Source organism: Desulfonatronovibrio hydrogenovorans DSM 9292 (assembly GCF_000686525.1).
Taxonomy (GTDB): domain Bacteria; phylum Desulfobacterota; class Desulfovibrionia; order Desulfovibrionales; family Desulfonatronovibrionaceae; genus Desulfonatronovibrio; species Desulfonatronovibrio hydrogenovorans.
Genome location: NZ_JMKT01000012.1, coordinates 169,450 through 186,881 on the forward strand (window position 1 = coordinate 169,450; position 17,432 = coordinate 186,881).

General features: G+C 52.8%; 20 protein-coding genes and 2 tRNA genes. 18 read left to right on the top strand and 4 right to left on the bottom strand.

The annotated features are described in order from the left end of the window. Positions 1–452 precede the first annotated feature (452 nt). From P771_RS0111570 to P771_RS0111615, 9 genes are all read left to right on the top strand, one after another. Complete coding sequence (locus P771_RS0111570) at positions 453–686, top strand: CopG family transcriptional regulator (protein WP_028575266.1); 234 nt, start codon at positions 453–455, stop codon at positions 684–686. Continuing rightward, the gene (locus tag P771_RS0111575) at positions 673–930 is read left to right on the top strand and encodes a type II toxin-antitoxin system RelE family toxin (RefSeq protein ID WP_028575267.1); all 258 of its coding nucleotides are present in this window, start codon (positions 673–675) and stop codon (positions 928–930) included. The genes P771_RS0111570 and P771_RS0111575 overlap by 14 nt, the downstream gene beginning before the upstream one ends. Positions 931–1,014: 84 nt before the next feature. Next, positions 1,015–1,767 carry a class I SAM-dependent methyltransferase gene (locus P771_RS0111580; protein WP_028575268.1) on the top strand — a complete coding sequence of 251 codons (753 nt, stop codon included), beginning with the start codon at positions 1,015–1,017 and terminating at the stop codon, positions 1,765–1,767. 108 nt (positions 1,768–1,875) lie between these two features. Further along, on the top strand, positions 1,876–2,253 hold the full coding sequence (locus tag P771_RS0111585; RefSeq protein WP_028575269.1) for an SH3 domain-containing protein: 378 nt from the start codon (positions 1,876–1,878) through the stop codon (positions 2,251–2,253). Between the two features lie 49 nt (positions 2,254–2,302). After that, positions 2,303–2,497, top strand: coding sequence for a GIY-YIG nuclease family protein (locus tag P771_RS17395; protein WP_208595966.1), 195 nt, complete (start codon positions 2,303–2,305; stop codon positions 2,495–2,497). Positions 2,498–2,942: 445 nt separating this feature from the next. Then, positions 2,943–3,758: a KilA-N domain-containing protein gene (locus P771_RS0111600; protein WP_028575270.1), complete on the top strand. Its 816-nt coding sequence runs from the start codon at positions 2,943–2,945 to the stop codon at positions 3,756–3,758. 2 nt (positions 3,759–3,760) lie between these two features. After that, positions 3,761–3,907, top strand: a complete 147-nt coding sequence (locus P771_RS18975; RefSeq protein WP_153304080.1) for a hypothetical protein — start codon at positions 3,761–3,763, stop codon at positions 3,905–3,907. Between the two features lie 58 nt (positions 3,908–3,965). Beyond that, complete coding sequence (locus tag P771_RS0111610) at positions 3,966–4,190, top strand: PEGA domain-containing protein (RefSeq protein ID WP_035244397.1); 225 nt, start codon at positions 3,966–3,968, stop codon at positions 4,188–4,190. Beyond that, positions 4,187–5,647: a patatin-like phospholipase family protein gene (locus tag P771_RS0111615; RefSeq protein WP_035244399.1), complete on the top strand. Its 1,461-nt coding sequence runs from the start codon at positions 4,187–4,189 to the stop codon at positions 5,645–5,647. The genes P771_RS0111610 and P771_RS0111615 overlap by 4 nt, the downstream gene beginning before the upstream one ends. Positions 5,648–5,715: 68 nt before the next feature. Here P771_RS0111615 and P771_RS0111620 read toward each other — a convergent pair. From P771_RS0111620 to P771_RS0111635, 4 genes are all read right to left on the bottom strand, one after another. Next, positions 5,716–5,792 (bottom strand) — tRNA-Asp (locus tag P771_RS0111620). A gap of 16 nt (positions 5,793–5,808) precedes the next feature. After that, positions 5,809–5,884 (bottom strand) — tRNA-Val (locus tag P771_RS0111625). Positions 5,885–5,938: 54 nt separating this feature from the next. After that, positions 5,939–6,580 carry a dTMP kinase gene (gene tmk / locus P771_RS0111630; protein ID WP_028575273.1) on the bottom strand — a complete coding sequence of 214 codons (642 nt, stop codon included), beginning with the start codon at positions 6,578–6,580 and terminating at the stop codon, positions 5,939–5,941. Next, positions 6,556–7,764, bottom strand: a complete 1,209-nt coding sequence (locus P771_RS0111635) for a 3'-5' exoribonuclease YhaM family protein (protein ID WP_337833575.1) — start codon at positions 7,762–7,764, stop codon at positions 6,556–6,558. The genes tmk and P771_RS0111635 overlap by 25 nt, the downstream gene beginning before the upstream one ends. A 177-nt stretch (positions 7,765–7,941) precedes the next feature. On the opposite strand from P771_RS0111635, the gene P771_RS17400 reads away from it, so the two are divergent. The 9 genes from P771_RS17400 (at position 7,942) to P771_RS17405 (ending at position 17,182) form a co-directional block, all read left to right on the top strand. Next, the gene (locus tag P771_RS17400; protein WP_035244400.1) at positions 7,942–8,232 is read left to right on the top strand and encodes a 4Fe-4S dicluster domain-containing protein; all 291 of its coding nucleotides are present in this window, start codon (positions 7,942–7,944) and stop codon (positions 8,230–8,232) included. 53 nt (positions 8,233–8,285) lie between these two features. Next, the gene (locus P771_RS0111645; RefSeq protein WP_028575275.1) at positions 8,286–9,440 is read left to right on the top strand and encodes a 2-oxoacid:acceptor oxidoreductase subunit alpha; all 1,155 of its coding nucleotides are present in this window, start codon (positions 8,286–8,288) and stop codon (positions 9,438–9,440) included. Positions 9,441–9,443: 3 nt separating this feature from the next. After that, complete coding sequence (locus tag P771_RS0111650; protein WP_028575276.1) at positions 9,444–10,277, top strand: 2-oxoacid:ferredoxin oxidoreductase subunit beta; 834 nt, start codon at positions 9,444–9,446, stop codon at positions 10,275–10,277. Further along, the gene (locus P771_RS0111655) at positions 10,274–10,855 is read left to right on the top strand and encodes a 2-oxoacid:acceptor oxidoreductase family protein (protein ID WP_028575277.1); all 582 of its coding nucleotides are present in this window, start codon (positions 10,274–10,276) and stop codon (positions 10,853–10,855) included. The genes P771_RS0111650 and P771_RS0111655 overlap by 4 nt, the downstream gene beginning before the upstream one ends. Beyond that, a complete protein-coding gene (surE, locus tag P771_RS0111660) occupies positions 10,840–11,613 on the top strand; it encodes a 5'/3'-nucleotidase SurE (protein ID WP_028575278.1) in 774 nt (257 codons plus the stop codon). The genes P771_RS0111655 and surE overlap by 16 nt, the downstream gene beginning before the upstream one ends. Positions 11,614–11,648: 35 nt before the next feature. Next, complete coding sequence (fba, locus tag P771_RS0111665; RefSeq protein ID WP_028575279.1) at positions 11,649–12,572, top strand: class II fructose-1,6-bisphosphate aldolase; 924 nt, start codon at positions 11,649–11,651, stop codon at positions 12,570–12,572. Positions 12,573–12,600: 28 nt separating this feature from the next. Beyond that, a complete protein-coding gene (gene gap / locus P771_RS0111670; protein WP_028575280.1) occupies positions 12,601–13,599 on the top strand; it encodes a type I glyceraldehyde-3-phosphate dehydrogenase in 999 nt (332 codons plus the stop codon). A gap of 367 nt (positions 13,600–13,966) precedes the next feature. After that, complete coding sequence (locus P771_RS0111680) at positions 13,967–14,962, top strand: TAXI family TRAP transporter solute-binding subunit (protein ID WP_028575281.1); 996 nt, start codon at positions 13,967–13,969, stop codon at positions 14,960–14,962. Positions 14,963–15,226: 264 nt separating this feature from the next. Beyond that, positions 15,227–17,182 carry a TRAP transporter permease gene (locus tag P771_RS17405; RefSeq protein WP_035244403.1) on the top strand — a complete coding sequence of 652 codons (1,956 nt, stop codon included), beginning with the start codon at positions 15,227–15,229 and terminating at the stop codon, positions 17,180–17,182. The last annotated feature ends 250 nt before the right edge of the window (positions 17,183–17,432 follow it).

Below are 17,432 nucleotides of genomic sequence, written 5' to 3' on the forward strand. Positions count from 1 at the left end.
GTGCTGAAAACAAGTCAGGCTTTGTCCGGATTAGAAGTCCTGACAGCAGGAGAGGTGGTCCGGGGAACAGCCTGCACCGGGGCAGATATGCTTTTTTGCTGTTTAAGGTCAGGCACTTTTCCTGAAGTTGCCGGACCAGATCCGCTCTGACCTTGGCTGGGTCGGAAGCATGGATCTGTCCTGGGACTGCTGTGTAGAACTGACTTCGATACTAAGCAAAAAGCTGACCCGGCTGAAGGATAAATGGCTCAGCCATTCTAATATGTTGGAAACATATGATTTCATTAAGGTGCTGAGTTGACAGTAAATTCAAGGAATTGCTACTCAATTTTTTGGGAAATATGAGAAGTGTTTTTTTGAATTCCGGATAATAACATTGTGCGCTTGCTGAAATCACTATTGACGTCATAACGTTTTGGATCTATAACGTCACAACCATTGGAGGTGACATCATGGCAACACCAGCAAAAAGAGCGACCGTGTATTTCGATCCTTCCATACACAAAGCCCTGAAATTAAAATCAATAGAAACATCGAAATCAATTTCAGAACTTGTCAATGAGGCAGTCAAGGCGGCACTTGCAGAGGATGCTGAGGATGTAGCTGCATTCGAGGAAAGGGCGAATGAGCCGTTGATCAGTTTTTCCGAAATGCTTAAAAGGCTGAAAAAAGATGGGAGCATATGAACTATTTTTCAGGGAATCGGTTTGGAAAGAACTCAAAAAGATACCCAAATCCGATCTGAAAAAAATCCTTTCCCGAATTGAGCAACTTGGAAATGATCCTCGGCCTATGGGGTGCGAAAAACTCACAGGCCATGAACTGTACAGAATTCGTCAAGGGAATTATCGGATCGTGTATTCGATTCAGGATAACGAGCTTACGGTATGGGTGGTTAAGGTCGGCCATCGCAAAAATGTATATCGCTGAGTGAGCAGGCGCCTGCTGGCGGACTCGCAGAAGTTCGCCGGTCAGCCGTAATGTTGGCGCGGCGCCAAGAAAGGAAATGACCCAATGGATGACTACAAACTTTTGATCGACCTGCACAAACAAGGTTATCGGCAGGCACCCGGTGGAGATGCCCAGACCGAATTTGCCATAAAACTTGCCATGATTGACCAGACCGCACCTCTGAAGATTGCTGATATCGGATGCGGTACTGGTGCATCCACCCTCGTGCTTGCCAGGCTCTTGAATGCCCAGATCACGGCGGTGGACTTCCTTCAGGATTTCTTGGACCTTCTGAATCAAAAAGCCGAAAACGCAGGGGTTGCAGACCGGATATCTACCCTTGCATGCTCCATGGACGACCTGCCATTCGCTGATGAGGAATTGGACGTCATCTGGTCCGAGGGGGCTATCTACAACATCGGGTTTGAAAAAGGCCTGGCCGAGTGGCGGCGCTTCCTTAAACCGGGTGGTCTGCTGGTTGTCTCTGAGGTCACATGGCTGACGGATTCTCGACCAGCGGAACTCCAGGAACACTGGGATAGTGAGTATCCCGAGATCAATCTGGCTTCGGCCAAGATCAGGGTTTTGGAGAAACAAGGCTATTCGCCCATCGGGTACTTTGTTTTGCCGGAGCATTGCTGGCTGGACGAATACTACCGGCCTATGCAGGCGAGATTTGATGACTTCCTGAACCGAAACAAAAACAGCGAAGAAGCACGTGAGATTGTGGACGCAGAGCAGCAGGAAATTGACCTCTACGAAAGATACAAAAACCACATCAGCTATGGAATGTATCTTGCAAGAAAATTGAAATAGGGGGCGAACAACAGCCTGCTTTGTTCGTGCTGCTGTGCGCTGCAGAGCCTGGGTGTCAGGCAAGCCCTGCAGGCGTAAGAACAATCAATATTTTCAAAGGAATTTTATATGGATGCAAACATAGAACCCAGGCAGTACCTTGTAATTCAAGACCACACCAGTGAGTATCCTGAACCCATCACCTTTGAAAAAGGCGCTCCTTTGACTGTGGGGGAGAAATATGAAGGTCCGGAAGACTGGGATAACTGGTTTTTCTGTGAAACACCCGGACAAAAAGGGGGCTGGGTTCCAGCCCAGATTATTGAGACCCTTAAGGACAAGACTGCCCGGGCTAGTCAAAGCTATACAGCAAAAGAACTGAATGTCCGCCAGGGGGACTTGCTTGTTGGCTCAAAAATTCTAAACGGCTGGGTCTGGTGTAACAGATCCGGCCGTTCAGAGTCAGGCTGGGTTCCTCTGGCATGCCTTCAGGAATCTGGGCAGTGATTTCCCGCTGTGCTGCGCAGCTTAAATCAGGCCTCATGCAGTAAGAAAGATGAACGTTATCTACAAGATTACATATCCGAATGGGAAAATTTATATCGGCCAGGACAGGACAGACAGCATTAATTATTTTGGCAGTGCAAACAATGAACTCATTGAAAAAGATTTCACCCGTGAGCAGAAGCGAGATTTTTCAATTCGAAAGGAAATTCTTTGGGAAGCTGAATCAGCAACCGTTCCGAGGTAACCCAGAAAGAAATTGAGTTCATTCTGCAATTCGGAGCTAATAATCCTGAAACCGGTTATAACCAATGGCCCAAATTTAAAAGAGAGGCATAATACCCACCCAGCCGGCAGGTATGAACAACAAGCATCCTGCTGCTGGAAAGATTTTTCAATTTCAGCCACCCACAAGGGATTTGCGGTGTGTTCAGCCCGGCGGAGATCAACGAAATCTTACAGCTCATTGAACGGTTGGCGGTTTGATGATATGAACCGCGAAAGACATGACAAAGGAAAGATGATCATTTTTGTGGCGTCACGAAAATGATTCTGAAGTTTAAACCCATCGAATTCGATGGGTTTAGGTTGGCGAAAGGGGTCGAGATCGACCCTTTTGAAAACGAACGCCAGAATGAACCCTCAGGTTCCAATTATGGCGAAAGTGCCACAATAAGCAGGATGGTCCAATCATGACAACCGGCAAGGAAATTGTCGTCCTCACTGAGACTGTGCGCGTCCAGCAGGATGATTACATCTCATTGACGGATATCGCCAGATACCGAAATGCCGACGATCCCCGGTTTGTCATTCAGAACTGGATGCGTACCCGTTTTACCCTGGAATTTTTGGGAATTTGGGAGCAGCTGAACAACCCTGATTTTAACCGTGTCGAATTCGAGGCGGTTAAAAATGAGTCCGGCAGCAACGCCTTTGTCATGACACCAACCAAGTGGGTCAGCCTCACCGGAGCCATAGGCGTTATCTCCAAATCAGGGCGCTATGGGGGAACCTACGCCCACAAAGACATCGCCTTTGAGTTCGCCTCCTGGGTGTCGGTAGAGTTCAAGCTCTACCTGATCAAGGAGTTCCAGCGCCTCAAAGAGCAGGAATTCCAGCAGCTCGGCTGGGATATCCGCCGCAACCTGGCCAAAATCAATTACCGCATCCACACCGACGCCATCAAGACGAACCTGATCCCGCCCGAGCTGTCGCCCCAACAAATCAATTTCATCTACGCCAGCGAAGCAGACCTGCTGAACATGGCCTTGTTTGGAAAAACCGCTAAACAGTGGCGGGACGAGTATCCTGACCACAAAGGCAATATTCGCGACCAAGCCAATGTCTCTCAGCTTGTCTGCCTGGCCAATCTCGAAACCCTGAACGCCCACTTCATTCATCAGGGTCTGCCCCAGGCCGAGCGGCTGAAGATTTTGAATCAGACCGCCATTCATCAAATGAAGCTTCTGCTTGCTGACAGAAAGATCGAGCAGTTGGAAGGAAAATAGCAATGCTGCAGAACAACCCCGAACTCAAAGGCAAGATCGACCAGCTCTGGAACAAGTGCTGGTCCGGCGGGGTCTCCAACCCGTCCACCGCATCCGGCGCAGGATCGAAGTGGATGAAAGCCAGATCCCTGCCAGGCAGCCGGGCATAGTTTTGTCAGGCCGGTAATATAATTCCCAGGGTTGAACCGAACACCAAAGGAGGTTGTCATGGCCAGGGAGTATCTGGTGGTTTTGTTTTCCAGTAAACGGCGGGTCAAGATCAATGGTCAGTTCATGGGGTATACCAATACCAAACTTGAACTGGAAGGGGGCAGATATGAGGTCACCCTTGGTCCGCCTGCCAACTTCAGTCCTGAGGCCCAGGCCATCGACCTGAAACAGACCGCTTCCCTGCAACCCATGACCATAGAATTTAAAAAGGTGGAGCAATGAACAGATCCATTTTGCTGAGCTTTGCCTGCCTGCTGGTCCTGGTCCTGTCCAGCGGGTGCGCCCATTACCAGGTAAATGAGCAGAGCAGGGAGTTTGACCAGGAATCAGGCTACAGGTTTGATGCCTTAGAGTCCGGTCCGGACAATACTGATTCTTTGTTTGTCTGCTTGATGTTCTCTGGAGGCGGGACCAGGGCTGCAGCCCTGTCCTACGGAGTGATGCAGGCCTTGCATGAGACCCGGATCGTTGTTGACGGCCGGGAAAAGAGTCTTCTGGATGAGGTGGACTGTATTTCCTCGGTGTCTGGGGGGTCTTTTACAGCTGCTTATTACGGCCTGTTCAGGGAGGATCTGTTTCAGGACTTCCGGCCTCAGTTTCTGGAGCGGAACATCCAGGCCAATCTGGCTGCCGGGCTGTTTAATCCGGTCAACTGGTTCAGACTGGCTTCACCCTATTTCAGCCGGATTGACATGGCTGCAGAACTCTATAACCGGGAGATATTCAAAGATGCCCGGTTCAGCAGCCTAAAGGACAATGGCCGGCCTTTGATTATTCTCAATGCCACCAATCTTGGCAGTGAACGCCGCTTTGAATTCACCCAGGAATACTTTGATGCCATGGGCTCGCGCCTGGACTCCTATCCTGTATCCAGGGCTGTGGCTGCTTCTTCAGCCTTTCCTTATCTTCTGACCCCCATCAGTCTGAAGAACTACCCGGTGGCTGCAAACTATACTGAACCCTGGTGGTACCAGGGAGCTCTGGACCCGGAAAACTGGACTTCCAGCCGGTATAATGCCGCCCGGAATCTGGGGGTATATCTGGATGAAGACAACAAATACGTCCATCTCATGGACGGCGGCCTGTCCGACAATGTCGGGGCCAGGGCGGTCCTGGACGCATATGACCGGGGTTTTATCCGGACCCGGATCAACCAGGGCCGGATTGATCAGCTGGTCCTGATCGTGGTCAATGCCCGGACCAAGGGAGAGGACACTTTGAGCACCAGACCCAAGCCGCCTGGTCTTTTTACGGTAGCAGCCAAGACCGCCACAGTGGCCATGGACAATTACAGCCATGAAAGTGTGGCCAGTCTGCGGGAGGAACTGTATGCCCGGGTCCAGACCCAGAAGGATGAGCAGGCCTGTATTGACCTGCTGGCTGAGCACTGTCCGGACGCGCCCAGACCCTTTGCCCTGGCTGCAGAGGTGGACCCGTATGTTATTGAGATCAATTTTGAGGCTGCAGACCTGCTTCCGGACGAAGATCCGCGCTACTATCTTGATCTGCCCACTTCATTCAAGCTCAGTACCCAGCAGGTGGAAAAGCTGGTCAACATCGGTCCCAGGCTTTTGCAGGCATCACCCCAATTCCAATGCCTGCTCAAGGTACTGGAAGCTGAAAGCCAGGGCCTGGACAGGCCTGAGGAATGTCCCATGGGGGCCGGCATTTTTCCCTGATGCATCGGCCTGGATTGTTTGCCACAAAAAAGCCCGGATGCATATGCATCCGGGCTTTGATTTTGCTGTGGCGGGGCCGACGAGACTCGAACTCGCGGCCTCCGGCGTGACAGGCCGGCGTTATAACCGACTTAACTACGGCCCCGCATTATATAATCACATGGTGGGCGGAACAGGGCTCGAACCTGTGACCCTCGGCTTGTAAGGCCGATGCTCTCCCAGCTGAGCTACCCGCCCCACTGTGTGAGAGATAGACATTTAAAGATTGTCCCTGGGGTTGTCAATATGTTTTTATGATTTTTTCAAAAAATCAGACTCCAGCCTGGACCTGATGGTTTCAAAGATATCTTCCACACTGCCGGTGGCATCCACAATGAGAAATCTGTCCGGGTTCCGGCCGGCCCAGGCCAGGTAGCCCTGCCTGACCCTGTTGTGAAAATCAAGGCTTTCAGCTTCAAACCGGCCCTCGGACCTGGTCAGGTTTTGCTGGATGTTCCGGTCCAGGGCCCGTTTAAGACCGATTTCAGCGGGCAGATCCAGAAGAACGGTCAAGTCGGGCCAGATCCCGGTTGTGGCGATCTGGTTGAGGTGGTCCAGGGTTCCGGGGTCCATTCCCCGGGCATAGCCCTGGTAAACAATGGTTGAATCGGCAAACCGGTCAGAGATGACGGTGCTGCCGGCTTCCAGGGCCGGTCTGATGACAGTATGCACGTGCTGGGACCGGTCAGCCAGGTACAGAAAAAGCTCAGCCTCCATGGACAAGTCAGTGTTGTCCATGGATAGAAGTATCCGCCGAAGATCCAGACCAAGCCTGCTCCCGCCCGGCTCCAGGGTCAGTACCACCTGACTGCCTTTTTCTTCCAGCCAGGACTTGAGCCGCCGGCACTGGGTTGACTTGCCGCATCCTTCTATCCCTTCAAAGGTAATAAACACCGGGCCTCCTTTGTGGCTGGTCCTTTCTTTTTCATCTCAGGCCGGGGGGTCCTGGCAGGACTGTACAGGAACCTGGCCAGGGACCTCTGGTATTCAGACCAGTAGGGGCCTTGGTCATCCTTGGCATCCTGTCCTTTCAGGGCCTGGTCCAGGGTGTTCATCTTGGCGTCCAGATTGTCGGCAAAATGCAGGACAAAGGCCTCTTTGGTCTTGGGCCGTTTGGGAGAGCCGAATTCCAGTTCCCCGTGATGGCTGAGGATGATATGCTTCAGATGCAGGATCAGCTCCGGGGAAAGGTTTCTGGCCTTGTCCACAAAGGGCTGGATCATTTCCAGACCCAGGAAGATATGTCCCAGGAGCTTGCCCTGATCCGAGTAGTCCCGGCTGATGGAGGACGAGATCTCCCTGGATTTGCCCAGATCATGCAGGGCTGCCCCTACCAGAAGGACATCCTGGTCCAGATCCGGATAAAGTTCGCTTATGGCCAGACATATCCTGCAGACGTCCAGAGTATGTTCCAGCAGGCCGCCGATATAGGCGTGATGGATGGACTTGCCGCCCGGAGCATTGATCAGACTGGTCCTGATCTCGTCCTGGCCCAGGATGTTTTTGGCCAGCTTGGCCCAGGGCGGAAAGGCAATGTTGCGGTGAAGCAGGTCCAGGAGCTGCCGGTGAAGTTCTTCCGGAGGAGTGGCAGACACTGGCAGGAAAAAGGCCAGGCTGGTCTCGTCAGCCGGGACAAACTCCAGGTCATCGATGTTTAACTGGAGCTGATCGCGGAAGCTCTGGGCCGTGGCCCGGACATTAACGATCTGCTCAGGACTGATTTTTTCAAATCCCTGGCTTGCCGGACTCCAGATCCTGGCCGGGATGGTCCCGGTCCTGTCCTGGAGGGTCAGCTGCCAGTAGGGTCCGTTCTTGGCCTGATCCAGGCGGCTCTGGGTGACAATGAACATGTCATTGACCTGCATGCCCTGGCTGATGTCCTGAATATAAGTTTTTTTGTGCTTCATGATGTTGTCAATTGCGCCGTCATAAAGTATTGCCTTCATGCAGCGAGGTGTTCTGTTTCGGGTTAAGTTCCAGGGAATCCATAGTTTTTTCCGGCGGGCCTTGGGAATTTTTTCCCGCTCTTGCCTGGACAGCTCAAAATATGATCTGGTGATGCTGTCCGTGATTTTCACAGGGTTCAGCCGGGCAGGACAGTCACCGAGGATTGACCCCTGCAATAATAAAGCTCATGGGTCTGTGCAAGTTGAATTTTCATCATATCGGGCAAGACAAGGCTCCTGCCAGGGACTTGCCTTGCCGGGCAGTTTTTTCCAGATACTGAACAATACTCATATGTCAAAGGAAGGGCTATGGCTAAAAAAAAGGGAGAGAGCAGCGTAAAAATCTATCAGGACTGGTGCAAGGGATGCGGAATCTGCGTGGCTTTCTGTCCGGCCAAGGTGCTGCGGTTGAGCAGCCGGGGCAAGGCAGAGGTGGTCAATGAAGACGAGTGTATCAACTGCGGCTTTTGTGAGGTCCACTGTCCGGATTTCGCCATCATGGTCTATCCCAGGAACAGCCGGTCCAGGGCTGATCAAAAGCCTGACGCCGGAGTTTCCGGGGCAGATGCAGTCCAGGAACCAGCCGGTCCGGAAAAATAACCTGCAGTTCACTGGCAGTTATCCGTTGAAATCAACAACCACCAGGATGAGATATGGCAACTAAATCAAAAAAGAAGAAACAGACGGAAAAATTCGCTCTGGGTAACGAAGCCGTGGTTGAAGGGGCTTTGCTGGCCGGATGTAATTTTTATGCCGGATATCCCATTACCCCGTCCACAGAGATCGCAGAAGAAATGGCCCGAAGGCTTCCACCCATGGAAGACGGGGTATTTATCCAGATGGAGGATGAAATTGCAGGCCTGGGAGCGGTCATCGGGGCTTCCCTGGCCGGTCGCAAGGCCATGACCGCCACATCCGGCCCCGGGTTTTCCCTGATGCAGGAGCATATCGGCTATGCCTGCATCACTGAGGTGCCTCTGGTGCTGGTCAATGTGATGCGGGCCGGTCCAAGTACGGGCATGCCCACCAGCCCGGCCCAGGGAGATGTCCAGCAGGCCAGATGGGGGACCCACGGCGACCACCCCATTATCGTGCTCTCGGCCGGAGACGTTCAGGAGTGCCTGGAGATGACGGTTACGGCCTTTAACTTTTCAGAAAAGTACCGGACCCCGGTGATCCTGCTTTTGGATGAAGTTACTGCTCACACCCGGGAAAAGATCACTCTGCCTGATCCTGAAGAGCTTTATGTCTATTCCAGGATGCTGCCCAGCATGCCTCCTGAATGGTACATGCCCTTTGAGGACAACATGCGAGGGGTTTCGGCCATGCCTCCCCTGGGTTCGGGCTACCGGTATCATGTAACCGGGCTGACCCACGATGATCACGGTTATCCCACTTCCAAACCCAAGGAAGTTGAACACTTCATGAACCGGCTGTTCCGGAAGATAGACCAGTTTTTTTATGATATCCAGATAGTGGATGAAATCAGGTGCGATGATGCTGAGGTGTGTATCATTGCCTACGGCTGCGTGGCCAGGTCTGCTGAACTGGCCGTGGACATGGCCAGGGAGCAGGGGGAAAAGGTGGGCCTGTTAAAGCTCAAGACCCTTTTTCCGTTTCCCAGGCCCATAGTTGAAAAGATGCTCAGACAGTGTTCTTCGGTCCTGGTTCCGGAAATGAACATGGGGCAGATCTCCCGGGAAGTGAAAAGGGTCAATAACGGCTTGACCAAGGTCAACACCCTGAACCGCATCGACGGCCAGATCATCACTCCGGGCGAAATACTCAAAAAAATCCAGAAAGGTTAAGTTATGGCACAAGTAACCCAGCTCATCCATGATTATTTGAGGCATTCCAAGAAGTTTCCCCATGTCTTCTGTCCGGGATGCGGGCACGGAATAGTGCTCGGCTCCCTGATCCGGAGCGTCCATTCCCTGGGCATACCCAAGGACGACATCGTTCTGGTGGCCGGCATCGGCTGCTCCGGCCGGATTCCGGTCTATGTGGACTTTAATACGGTCCACACCACCCACGGCCGGGCCCTGACCTTTGCCACAGGCATAAAGCTGGCCAATCCCCGGCTCAAGGTCATCGTGGTCATGGGGGACGGAGATGCCCTGTCCATCGGCGGAAATCACCTCATCCATGCGGCCAGACGCAATATCGGACTGACCACTCTGGTCCTGAACAACCATATCTACGGCATGACCGGAGGTCAGAGTTCGTCCACCACTCCTTTTGGCTGCTATTCCACCACCACTCCTTTTGGCCAGATGGAAAAGGAATTTGACATTGCTGAGGTGACCAAGGCCTGCGGAGCCAATTTTGTGGCCAGGGCCACGGTCATGCAGGCCAACCTCATGGACAGGATGATCTCCACTGCCCTGGAGCATCCCGGCTTCAACCTGGTGGAACTCATCACCCCCTGCCATACCCAGTTCGGCCGCAAGAACAAGTACAAAAGCACTGTGGACATGTACAAGTGGCTGAAGAAAAACGCTGTGCCTGTTGAAAAGTATCAGGACCTGAGCCCGGAAAAACAAAAGGAAAAGATCGCCACCGGCATTTTTGTGCAAAAGGATTGCATGGGCCTTGAACAGAGATATTCTGAAATCCGGCAAAAGATCATAGGGGAGGCCAAATGAACAAGGACACCAAGCTGGACCGGTTTGAAATCAGGCTTTCAGGCCTGGGAGGCCAGGGAATCCTGACCCTGGGCAAGATCATGGGCCAGGCCCTGGCCCTGGATCATGGATATTTTGTCACCCAGACCCAGAGCTACGGCCCGGAGGCCAGGGGCGGAGCCAGCAGGTCGGATCTGGTCATCAGTTCCAAACCCATCAGCTACCCTAAGACCATCAGCCTGGATCTGCTGGTGGCCCTGAGTCAGGAGGCCTGCAATAAGTTCTTTTCCAATCTCAAGCCTGGCGGAGTTCTGGTGGTGGATACCTCCCTGGTGCCTCAGACCCCGACCAATATCTTCTGGGGCCTTCCCTTTACAGATATGGCCCGGAAAGTGGGACTGGTCCAGACCACCAACATCGTTACCCTGGGGGCATTGACCCATTTTCTGCCTTTTATGCGGGCCACTGCCGTGCGCAAGAGCCTGAAAAGCGTCCTGCCGTCCAAGATAATCGACATCAATATCAAGGCCTTTAACGCTGGATTCAACAGGGCCAAAAAAGACTACCCCACTGCTCCGGAAAAATGGAAATCCTCCTGACCAATGACGACGGCATTCATGCGCCGGGCATCAAGAGCCTCTACCAGGCCCTGATCACGGCCGGTCACAGGGTCCGGGTCGTGGCTCCGCTGACCGAGCAGAGTGCAGTGGGCCATTCAGTGACCATCTTCTCCCCCATCCGGGTCAGGGAGATCCAGGAGCAGGGGCTGACCGGCCACGCCCTTTCAGGCACGCCAGTGGACTGCGTCAAATGGGCCATGAATTTTCTTCTGGGCACCAGGCCGGATCTGGTGGTTTCAGGGATTAACAACGGGGCCAATGTGGGGATTGATGTGCTTTATTCCGGCACGGTCTCAGCTGCCACCGAGGGAGCCCTGGCCGGAGTGCCGGCCCTGGCCGTGTCCATTGATGACTTCAACCCCCAGGACCTGAGGGGCCAGGCCCAATGGACAGCCGGGCTTATTGAGAGATTTCCCTGGGACAGGCTTCCGGAGCAGAATGTCCTTAACCTGAATTTTCCGGCCTGTTCCATGGACCGGATCCAGGGAGTCAGGGTCTGCTCCCAGACCAATGTGGTGTATCAGGACAGGTATCACTGCCGGAAAGACCCCAGGGGCGGAGACTACTACTGGCTGGGGGGGGAAATCCCCATGCAGCTGGTTGATCCTGAGGCGGACAGAGCTCTTTTGAGCAGGAACTATGTAACCCTGACCCCTTTGAAGTTTGAATTGACCAACTTTAATGTTCTGAATGAGTTGCAAGAGATTGTGCAATCAGCTAAGATGCAAGATAAGTAATAAACAGTTTTCTGAAAGACCTGCAAGGAGGACATATGCCTTTAACTTCACCCAAAGAGATGTTTAATGCGGCGTATCATGGCGGATACGCCATAGGCGCCTTCAACGTCAACAACATGGAAATCATCCAGGGTATAATCCAGGCCGGCGAGGCGGAAAAATCCCCCCTTATCCTGCAGGTGTCGGCCGGAGCCCGGAAATACGCAGGCCAGAACTATATCTACAAGCTGATGGAGGCTGCCCTGGAAGAGGCGGATTTGCCCATGGTCCTGCACCTGGATCACGGTCAGACCTTTGAGATATGCCGGGACGTGATTGAGGGAGGGTTCACCTCGGTTATGATCGACGGCTCCCATCTTCCCTTTGAAGAGAACATCGCCCTGACCAAACAGGTGGTGGAGTACGCCCATGACCGGGGAGTCTGGGTGGAGGCTGAACTGGGCCGGCTGGCCGGAGTGGAGGACGAGGTAAGTTCTGAAGAGAACGTCTACACTGAACCGGACGAGGCTGTGGAGTTTGTGGAGCGGACCGGGTGCGATTCCCTGGCCATTGCCATTGGAACCAGCCATGGCGCTTACAAATTCAAGGGCGAACCAAAGCTGGACTTTGAACGCCTGGACAAGATTACTGCCATGCTCCCCAATTTTCCCCTGGTACTGCACGGAGCTTCGTCGGTTTTGCCCGAGTTCGTGGACATGGCCAATCAGTACGGAGGAAAGGTGGCCGATGCCAAGGGAGTTCCCGAGGACTTTCTGCGTAAGGCTGCCAAGTCCGGAGTCTGCAAGATCAATATTGACACGGACATCCGGCTGGCCATGACTGCAGTCATCCGCAAGTTTTTCCAGGAAAATCCCCAGGAGTTTGACCCGCGCAAGTACCTTGGCCCGGCCCGGCAGGCGGTCAAAGACATGGTTCAGCACAAGATCAAGAATGTCCTGGGCTCTTCAAACAGAATCTAATTTAGACCTGCAAGATAAGGAGATATAAATGGCCGTTAAGGTTGGAATGAATGGTTTTGGCAGGATCGGCAGATATATGGCCAGGCTCCTGGCCGGGCGCCAGGACATTGATCTGGTTGTGGTCAATGCCCGGGCTGACAATGAGCAGCTGGCCCATCTTCTGCAATACGATTCAGTGCACGGGGTCTTTCCCGGTGAGGTGGAGCCCCATGACCAGGGTTTCAGGGTCAACGGCCAGCAGGTTACTGTCACTAGAAAGGCTCCGGGCGAGTGGACATGGGCTGATCATGGCGTGGATCTGGTCCTGGAGACTACAGGCAAGTTCACTGATCGCCAGAGCTGTGAAAAGCACCTCCAGTGCGGAGCTAAAAAGGTGCTTATCAGTGCTCCGGGCAAGAATCCGGATGCCACCATTGTCATGGGCGTCAATGACTCAAGCCTTAAGCCGGAGCACAAAATAGTCTCCAATGCTTCCTGCACCACCAACTGCCTGGCCCCGGTGGCCAGGGTGATTTTTGATAATTTCGGCTTCAAGCACGGTCTCATGACCACCATTCATGCCTACACCATGAGCCAGAGGATTCTGGACGGGACCCACAAAGACATCCGCAGGGCCAGGGCTGCAGCCATGTCCATGATTCCCACCACCACCGGAGCAGCCAAGGCAGTGACTCAGGTCATTCCGGAGCTTGAAGGAAAGCTGGATGGCATGGCCGTCCGGGTCCCCACCCCCAATGTGTCCCTGGTGGATCTGGTGGTGGAAGTGGAAAAGGCCACCAGTCCGGAAGAAGTCAATGCATCCCTGAAGGCTGCGGCTGAAGGGGTCATGAAAGGCCCCTTGGGGTATACCGAAAGGCCTCTGGTTTCTGTGGATTTTAACGGCAGTATACACGGAGGCGTGGTGGACGCTCTGTCCACTTCGGTCATGGGCGGGACAATGGTCAAGCTCATAGTCTGGTATGACAACGAGGCTGGATTCTGCAACCAGCTTCTCAGACTTCTGGACAAGGTCAGGACAGACCTTTAGTCTCGGCTTTGTTCCTGGCGGCCCTCGGTCCGGTACTGGATGACGGTCTGAAACTTCAAGGCCCTTCCCGGGTATTTTTTATAAAGCCAGGGAAGGGCCTTTTATCAATTTCAGGCTCTGGCTGAACAAGCCTTTACCGGGTCATATGTCAGGAATTTTTGCCGGAACCATTCTGGATTATGGCTGCAGGTTTGCATTTACCTGAGTTATTATTCCGCTCACCAGAAGAAGTTGGACTTTTATCCCTATCTCTCTAGCCTTATATAAATATGAAAAATATCTTGACTTAAACCTGTTTTTCAGGGTTTAAATATTCGGACAATATAAGGCTTGGACACTTAATTCAATCTGACTTGAGGAGGTCAACATGAAGAGAGGGAGTGTAATTTTTTTGCTGGCCGGATTTCTGGCCGTGTTTTTCTGCCTGAGTTTTGATGATGAGGCCGATGCCCAGCGCCGGGCATTTCTGGCCTTTGGAGGAGGCCCCACAGGCGGCACGTTTAATTATTTTGCCAATGGCATGGCCATCTATCTGGGCAGGCATATTCCCAACCTTGAGATGTCCTCTGAAGGTTCCGGCGGTTCAGGTGAGAACCTGAGAAGGCTCAATGCCGGTCAGATTGATTACGGTATTGTCTATTCCGGGGATGCCTTTCTCGGAAGGCTGGGCCTGCTTCCCAATGATGACCGGAAGTATGAGAATGTCAGGAGTGTGGGCTATCTTTACGGAGCACCGGCCCAGCTGGTGGTCCGGGCCAGGGATGAGATCGGTTCAGCCAAGGATCTGGTAGGCAAGAGAATTGCGGTGGGCAATGTCGGGTCAGGGGCTGCCCTTTCGGCTGAAAGATTTTTCCGGCACATTGGGATCTGGGATGACATCCGTCCCCAGTTTCTTGGTTATTCTCCAGCGGCATCAGCTTTTAGAGATGGCAACATTGATGCGTTCTGGGTCCTGGTGGGCTACCCCAATGCATCGGTAATCGAGGCAGCCACCCAGACAAATATCAATCTGGTCAACCTGCATAAGGATGCTCTTGAGACCGGATTTTACGATGAATATCCCTTTTACACCAAGGTGACCATCCCAGGCGGGACCTATCGGGGCATGGAGCAGGAGGTGGATACTTTCCAGGATTCAACTTTCTGGTGTGCTTCAGCCGGTGTTGACGAGGAAATCGTATACCAGTCGGTCAAGACCATCTATTCTGAGGCCGGCCTACAGCACATGCGCACTGCGCACGGCGCTGCCAGGGAGATGAGCATTGAAAACGGAATCATGGGGGCATCAGTTCCCCTCCATCCCGGGGCCTACCGTTTCTGGAAGGAGCAGGGGCTGGAAATCCCTGATGATCTTAAACCGTAAATTCTAAAAAAGGAGAACCGGAATTCTTGATCCGGTTCTCCTTTTTTTATAATGTAACTCAATTTTTGGAACCTGAATTTAATTTTTTCCCGTAATTTTTTGGGTTGGCCAGGACATTATTGCTTTGTCTTCAGGCCATTTTTTATGCTTAGGGCATGAGAAAAATCGAAAATTTTACGAGGAAAAATTACTTTTTTTTGGTCGCTGACTCTGAAATTTAAAATTATCTGGAAATTTTTTTAATAAAAAAAGGCGGTGGCACAGATGTCCGTTGTGAAAGAAGTTGATATTGAAAAAAATGAAGAGCTGAAAAAAATCCAGGCCAAGGACTCCAAATTCGGCCGGAGGCTTTCGCCTTTCTGGTTTACTTTTGTCTCCATCCTGGGCGTGGCCATGGTCCTTTTTTACATGTATTCGGCCGGGGTTCAGCCCTTCAGTGATCAATATCACCGCGGCGTCTACGTGCTGCTGACCTATGTGATGATCTTCATCTCTTTTCCCTTCTGGTCCAGGTCCAATCATAGCCGACCCACTGTGGTCGATGTTGGTCTGGCTTTGACCTCGGTCTTTGTTGTGGGCTACTGGATACTGGAGTTTGAAAACCTGGCTTACCGCATGGGGGCTGAAAACCAGATGGACATCTGGGTGAGTATGGTGGGCATTGCCATCTCGCTGGAGGTGAGCCGCAGAGTGCTGGGCTGGTCCATTACCATTGGTGGGCTGCTCTTTCTTGTCTACGGATATTTTGGTCCTTACATGCCCGGCATCATTGCCCACAGGGGATTTGACATTGAAAGGCTGGCCACCTTTCTCTACCTGACTCAGGACGGCGTGTTCGGAATCATGTGTAATGTTCTGGTCACCTACGTTATTATCTTTATTTTTTTCGGGGCCTTTCTTCAGCAGTCCGGTGTGGGCAGGTTCTTTATTGACTGGCCCCTGGCCCTGGCCGGGAAGAGCATCGGCGGTCCGGCCAAGGTTTCTGTTGTGGCCTCAGGCTTTTTTGGGTCGGTTTCCGGCTCAGCCATTGCCAATACCGTATCCACGGGGTCATTCACCATTCCGCTTATGAAAAGGGCCGGGTTCCGGCCTCATGTGGCCGGGGCCATTGAACCCGCTGCCTCCATCGGCGGCATGTTCATGCCCCCCATCATGGGGGCCGGCGGATTCTTGATGGCAGAAATGACCAATACCCCGTATGTGACCATCATGGCCATAGCCATTTTTCCGGCTCTGCTGTATTTTCTGTCTGTTTTCGTCATGATCCACTTTGAGGCCAAGAAGCTGAATATCCGGGGAATGGACCTGGAAGACCAGCCCAGGGCCATGGAGGTATTCAAGCAGCACTGGTTCAAGGCCATGCCCCTGGTGATCATCGTTATTTTAATGCTTTTCGGATATTCTCCTGGAATGGCCGCTTTCTGGGCAACCCTGTCCTGTATTGTGATCAGCTGGGTGGACAAGGAATACCGCATGGGGCCCAAGGAGATCTGGAGGGCCATGGTGGTGGGTTCAAGAAACACCATGGTCATCGGGGCCACCGTGGGGGTTATCGGGATAATCGTGGGCACCATATCCCTGAGCGGAATCGGGCTTAAGTTTTCCGACCTGATCATCTCCCTGTCCGGTGGAAACCTGCTCATAGCCATCATCCTCATTGCCTTTGCCTCCCTGGTCCTGGGCATGGGAGTGCCGGTCACAGCATCTTATCTTATTGTAGCAGTTCTGGCTGTTCCAGCCCTGCATGAGCTGGGGGTAAGTCTCATTGCCGCCCATATGATCGTTTACTGGTTCAGCCAGAATTCCAACGTCACTCCGCCGGTATGTGTTGCAGCCTATGCTGGAGCGGCCATTGCCGGATCTGATCCGTGGAAGACCGGGTGGACAGCCCTCAAATTCTCTAAGCTGATCTACGTAGTTCCCTTTTTGTTTGCCTATGAACCGGCCATGGTTCTGGACGGCTCCTTCCAGGAGATCGCCATGGTCTATTTCGCCGCCACCATCGGGACCATAGCTTTTTCAGCCTGGTCCATGTTCTATCTGTTGCGCAAGACAACCATCATGGAATGGATAATTTTCGGGGTGGGCACCTATCTGTGCTTCAGCCCGGATCTGGTCAAAGACATAGTGGGTATTTCCCTGGTCAGCCTGGTCATTCTGAACCAGTACAGGAAAAACAAGAGGGATCTGCAGAAAATCGCACCTTTTGCAGCTTCCTGAAAAAAGAAGCCGGGCCTGGCCGGACACTGCCAGATACAGGGAGCGTTCGGACAAGGCCCGGCCTTTACAAAAAGTTGTTTTAGGAGTTAAATAAGCTGTACTTCAGACCCGGTCTGAAGGTTCTGAGATGCTGCATGTTAAAATCCAGCCGCGGCTGGGCCCGGTTAGTGCTGCCGGACCCGGATGTCCATTCCGGGCCTTTAACCGGCCTGGATCGGTTCAGTTGTCCAGATAACCCACCGGAGCAGGT

Bases quoted from the DNA above. Each gene is read 5' to 3' on its own strand.
- P771_RS17400 (WP_035244400.1), top strand. From the start codon at position 7,942: ATGGCTAAAAAAAAGGGAGAGAGCAGCGTAAAAATCTATCAGGACTGG.
- P771_RS0111655 (WP_028575277.1), top strand. From the start codon at position 10,274: ATGAACAAGGACACCAAGCTGGACCGGTTTGAAATCAGGCTTTCAGGC.
- P771_RS0111575 (WP_028575267.1), top strand. From the start codon at position 673: ATGGGAGCATATGAACTATTTTTCAGGGAATCGGTTTGGAAAGAACTC.
- fba (WP_028575279.1), top strand. From the start codon at position 11,649: ATGCCTTTAACTTCACCCAAAGAGATGTTTAATGCGGCGTATCATGGC.
- P771_RS0111580 (WP_028575268.1), top strand. From the start codon at position 1,015: ATGGATGACTACAAACTTTTGATCGACCTGCACAAACAAGGTTATCGG.
- P771_RS0111600 (WP_028575270.1), top strand. From the start codon at position 2,943: ATGACAACCGGCAAGGAAATTGTCGTCCTCACTGAGACTGTGCGCGTC.
- P771_RS0111680 (WP_028575281.1), top strand. From the start codon at position 13,967: ATGAAGAGAGGGAGTGTAATTTTTTTGCTGGCCGGATTTCTGGCCGTG.
- P771_RS17405 (WP_035244403.1), top strand. From the start codon at position 15,227: ATGTCCGTTGTGAAAGAAGTTGATATTGAAAAAAATGAAGAGCTGAAA.
- P771_RS0111645 (WP_028575275.1), top strand. From the start codon at position 8,286: ATGGCAACTAAATCAAAAAAGAAGAAACAGACGGAAAAATTCGCTCTG.
- P771_RS0111585 (WP_028575269.1), top strand. From the start codon at position 1,876: ATGGATGCAAACATAGAACCCAGGCAGTACCTTGTAATTCAAGACCAC.
- P771_RS17395 (WP_208595966.1), top strand. From the start codon at position 2,303: ATGAACGTTATCTACAAGATTACATATCCGAATGGGAAAATTTATATC.
- P771_RS0111650 (WP_028575276.1), top strand. From the start codon at position 9,444: ATGGCACAAGTAACCCAGCTCATCCATGATTATTTGAGGCATTCCAAG.
- P771_RS0111610 (WP_035244397.1), top strand. From the start codon at position 3,966: ATGGCCAGGGAGTATCTGGTGGTTTTGTTTTCCAGTAAACGGCGGGTC.
- P771_RS0111570 (WP_028575266.1), top strand. From the start codon at position 453: ATGGCAACACCAGCAAAAAGAGCGACCGTGTATTTCGATCCTTCCATA.
- gap (WP_028575280.1), top strand. From the start codon at position 12,601: ATGGCCGTTAAGGTTGGAATGAATGGTTTTGGCAGGATCGGCAGATAT.
- P771_RS0111615 (WP_035244399.1), top strand. From the start codon at position 4,187: ATGAACAGATCCATTTTGCTGAGCTTTGCCTGCCTGCTGGTCCTGGTC.
- surE (WP_028575278.1), top strand. From the start codon at position 10,840: ATGGAAATCCTCCTGACCAATGACGACGGCATTCATGCGCCGGGCATC.
- P771_RS18975 (WP_153304080.1), top strand. From the start codon at position 3,761: ATGCTGCAGAACAACCCCGAACTCAAAGGCAAGATCGACCAGCTCTGG.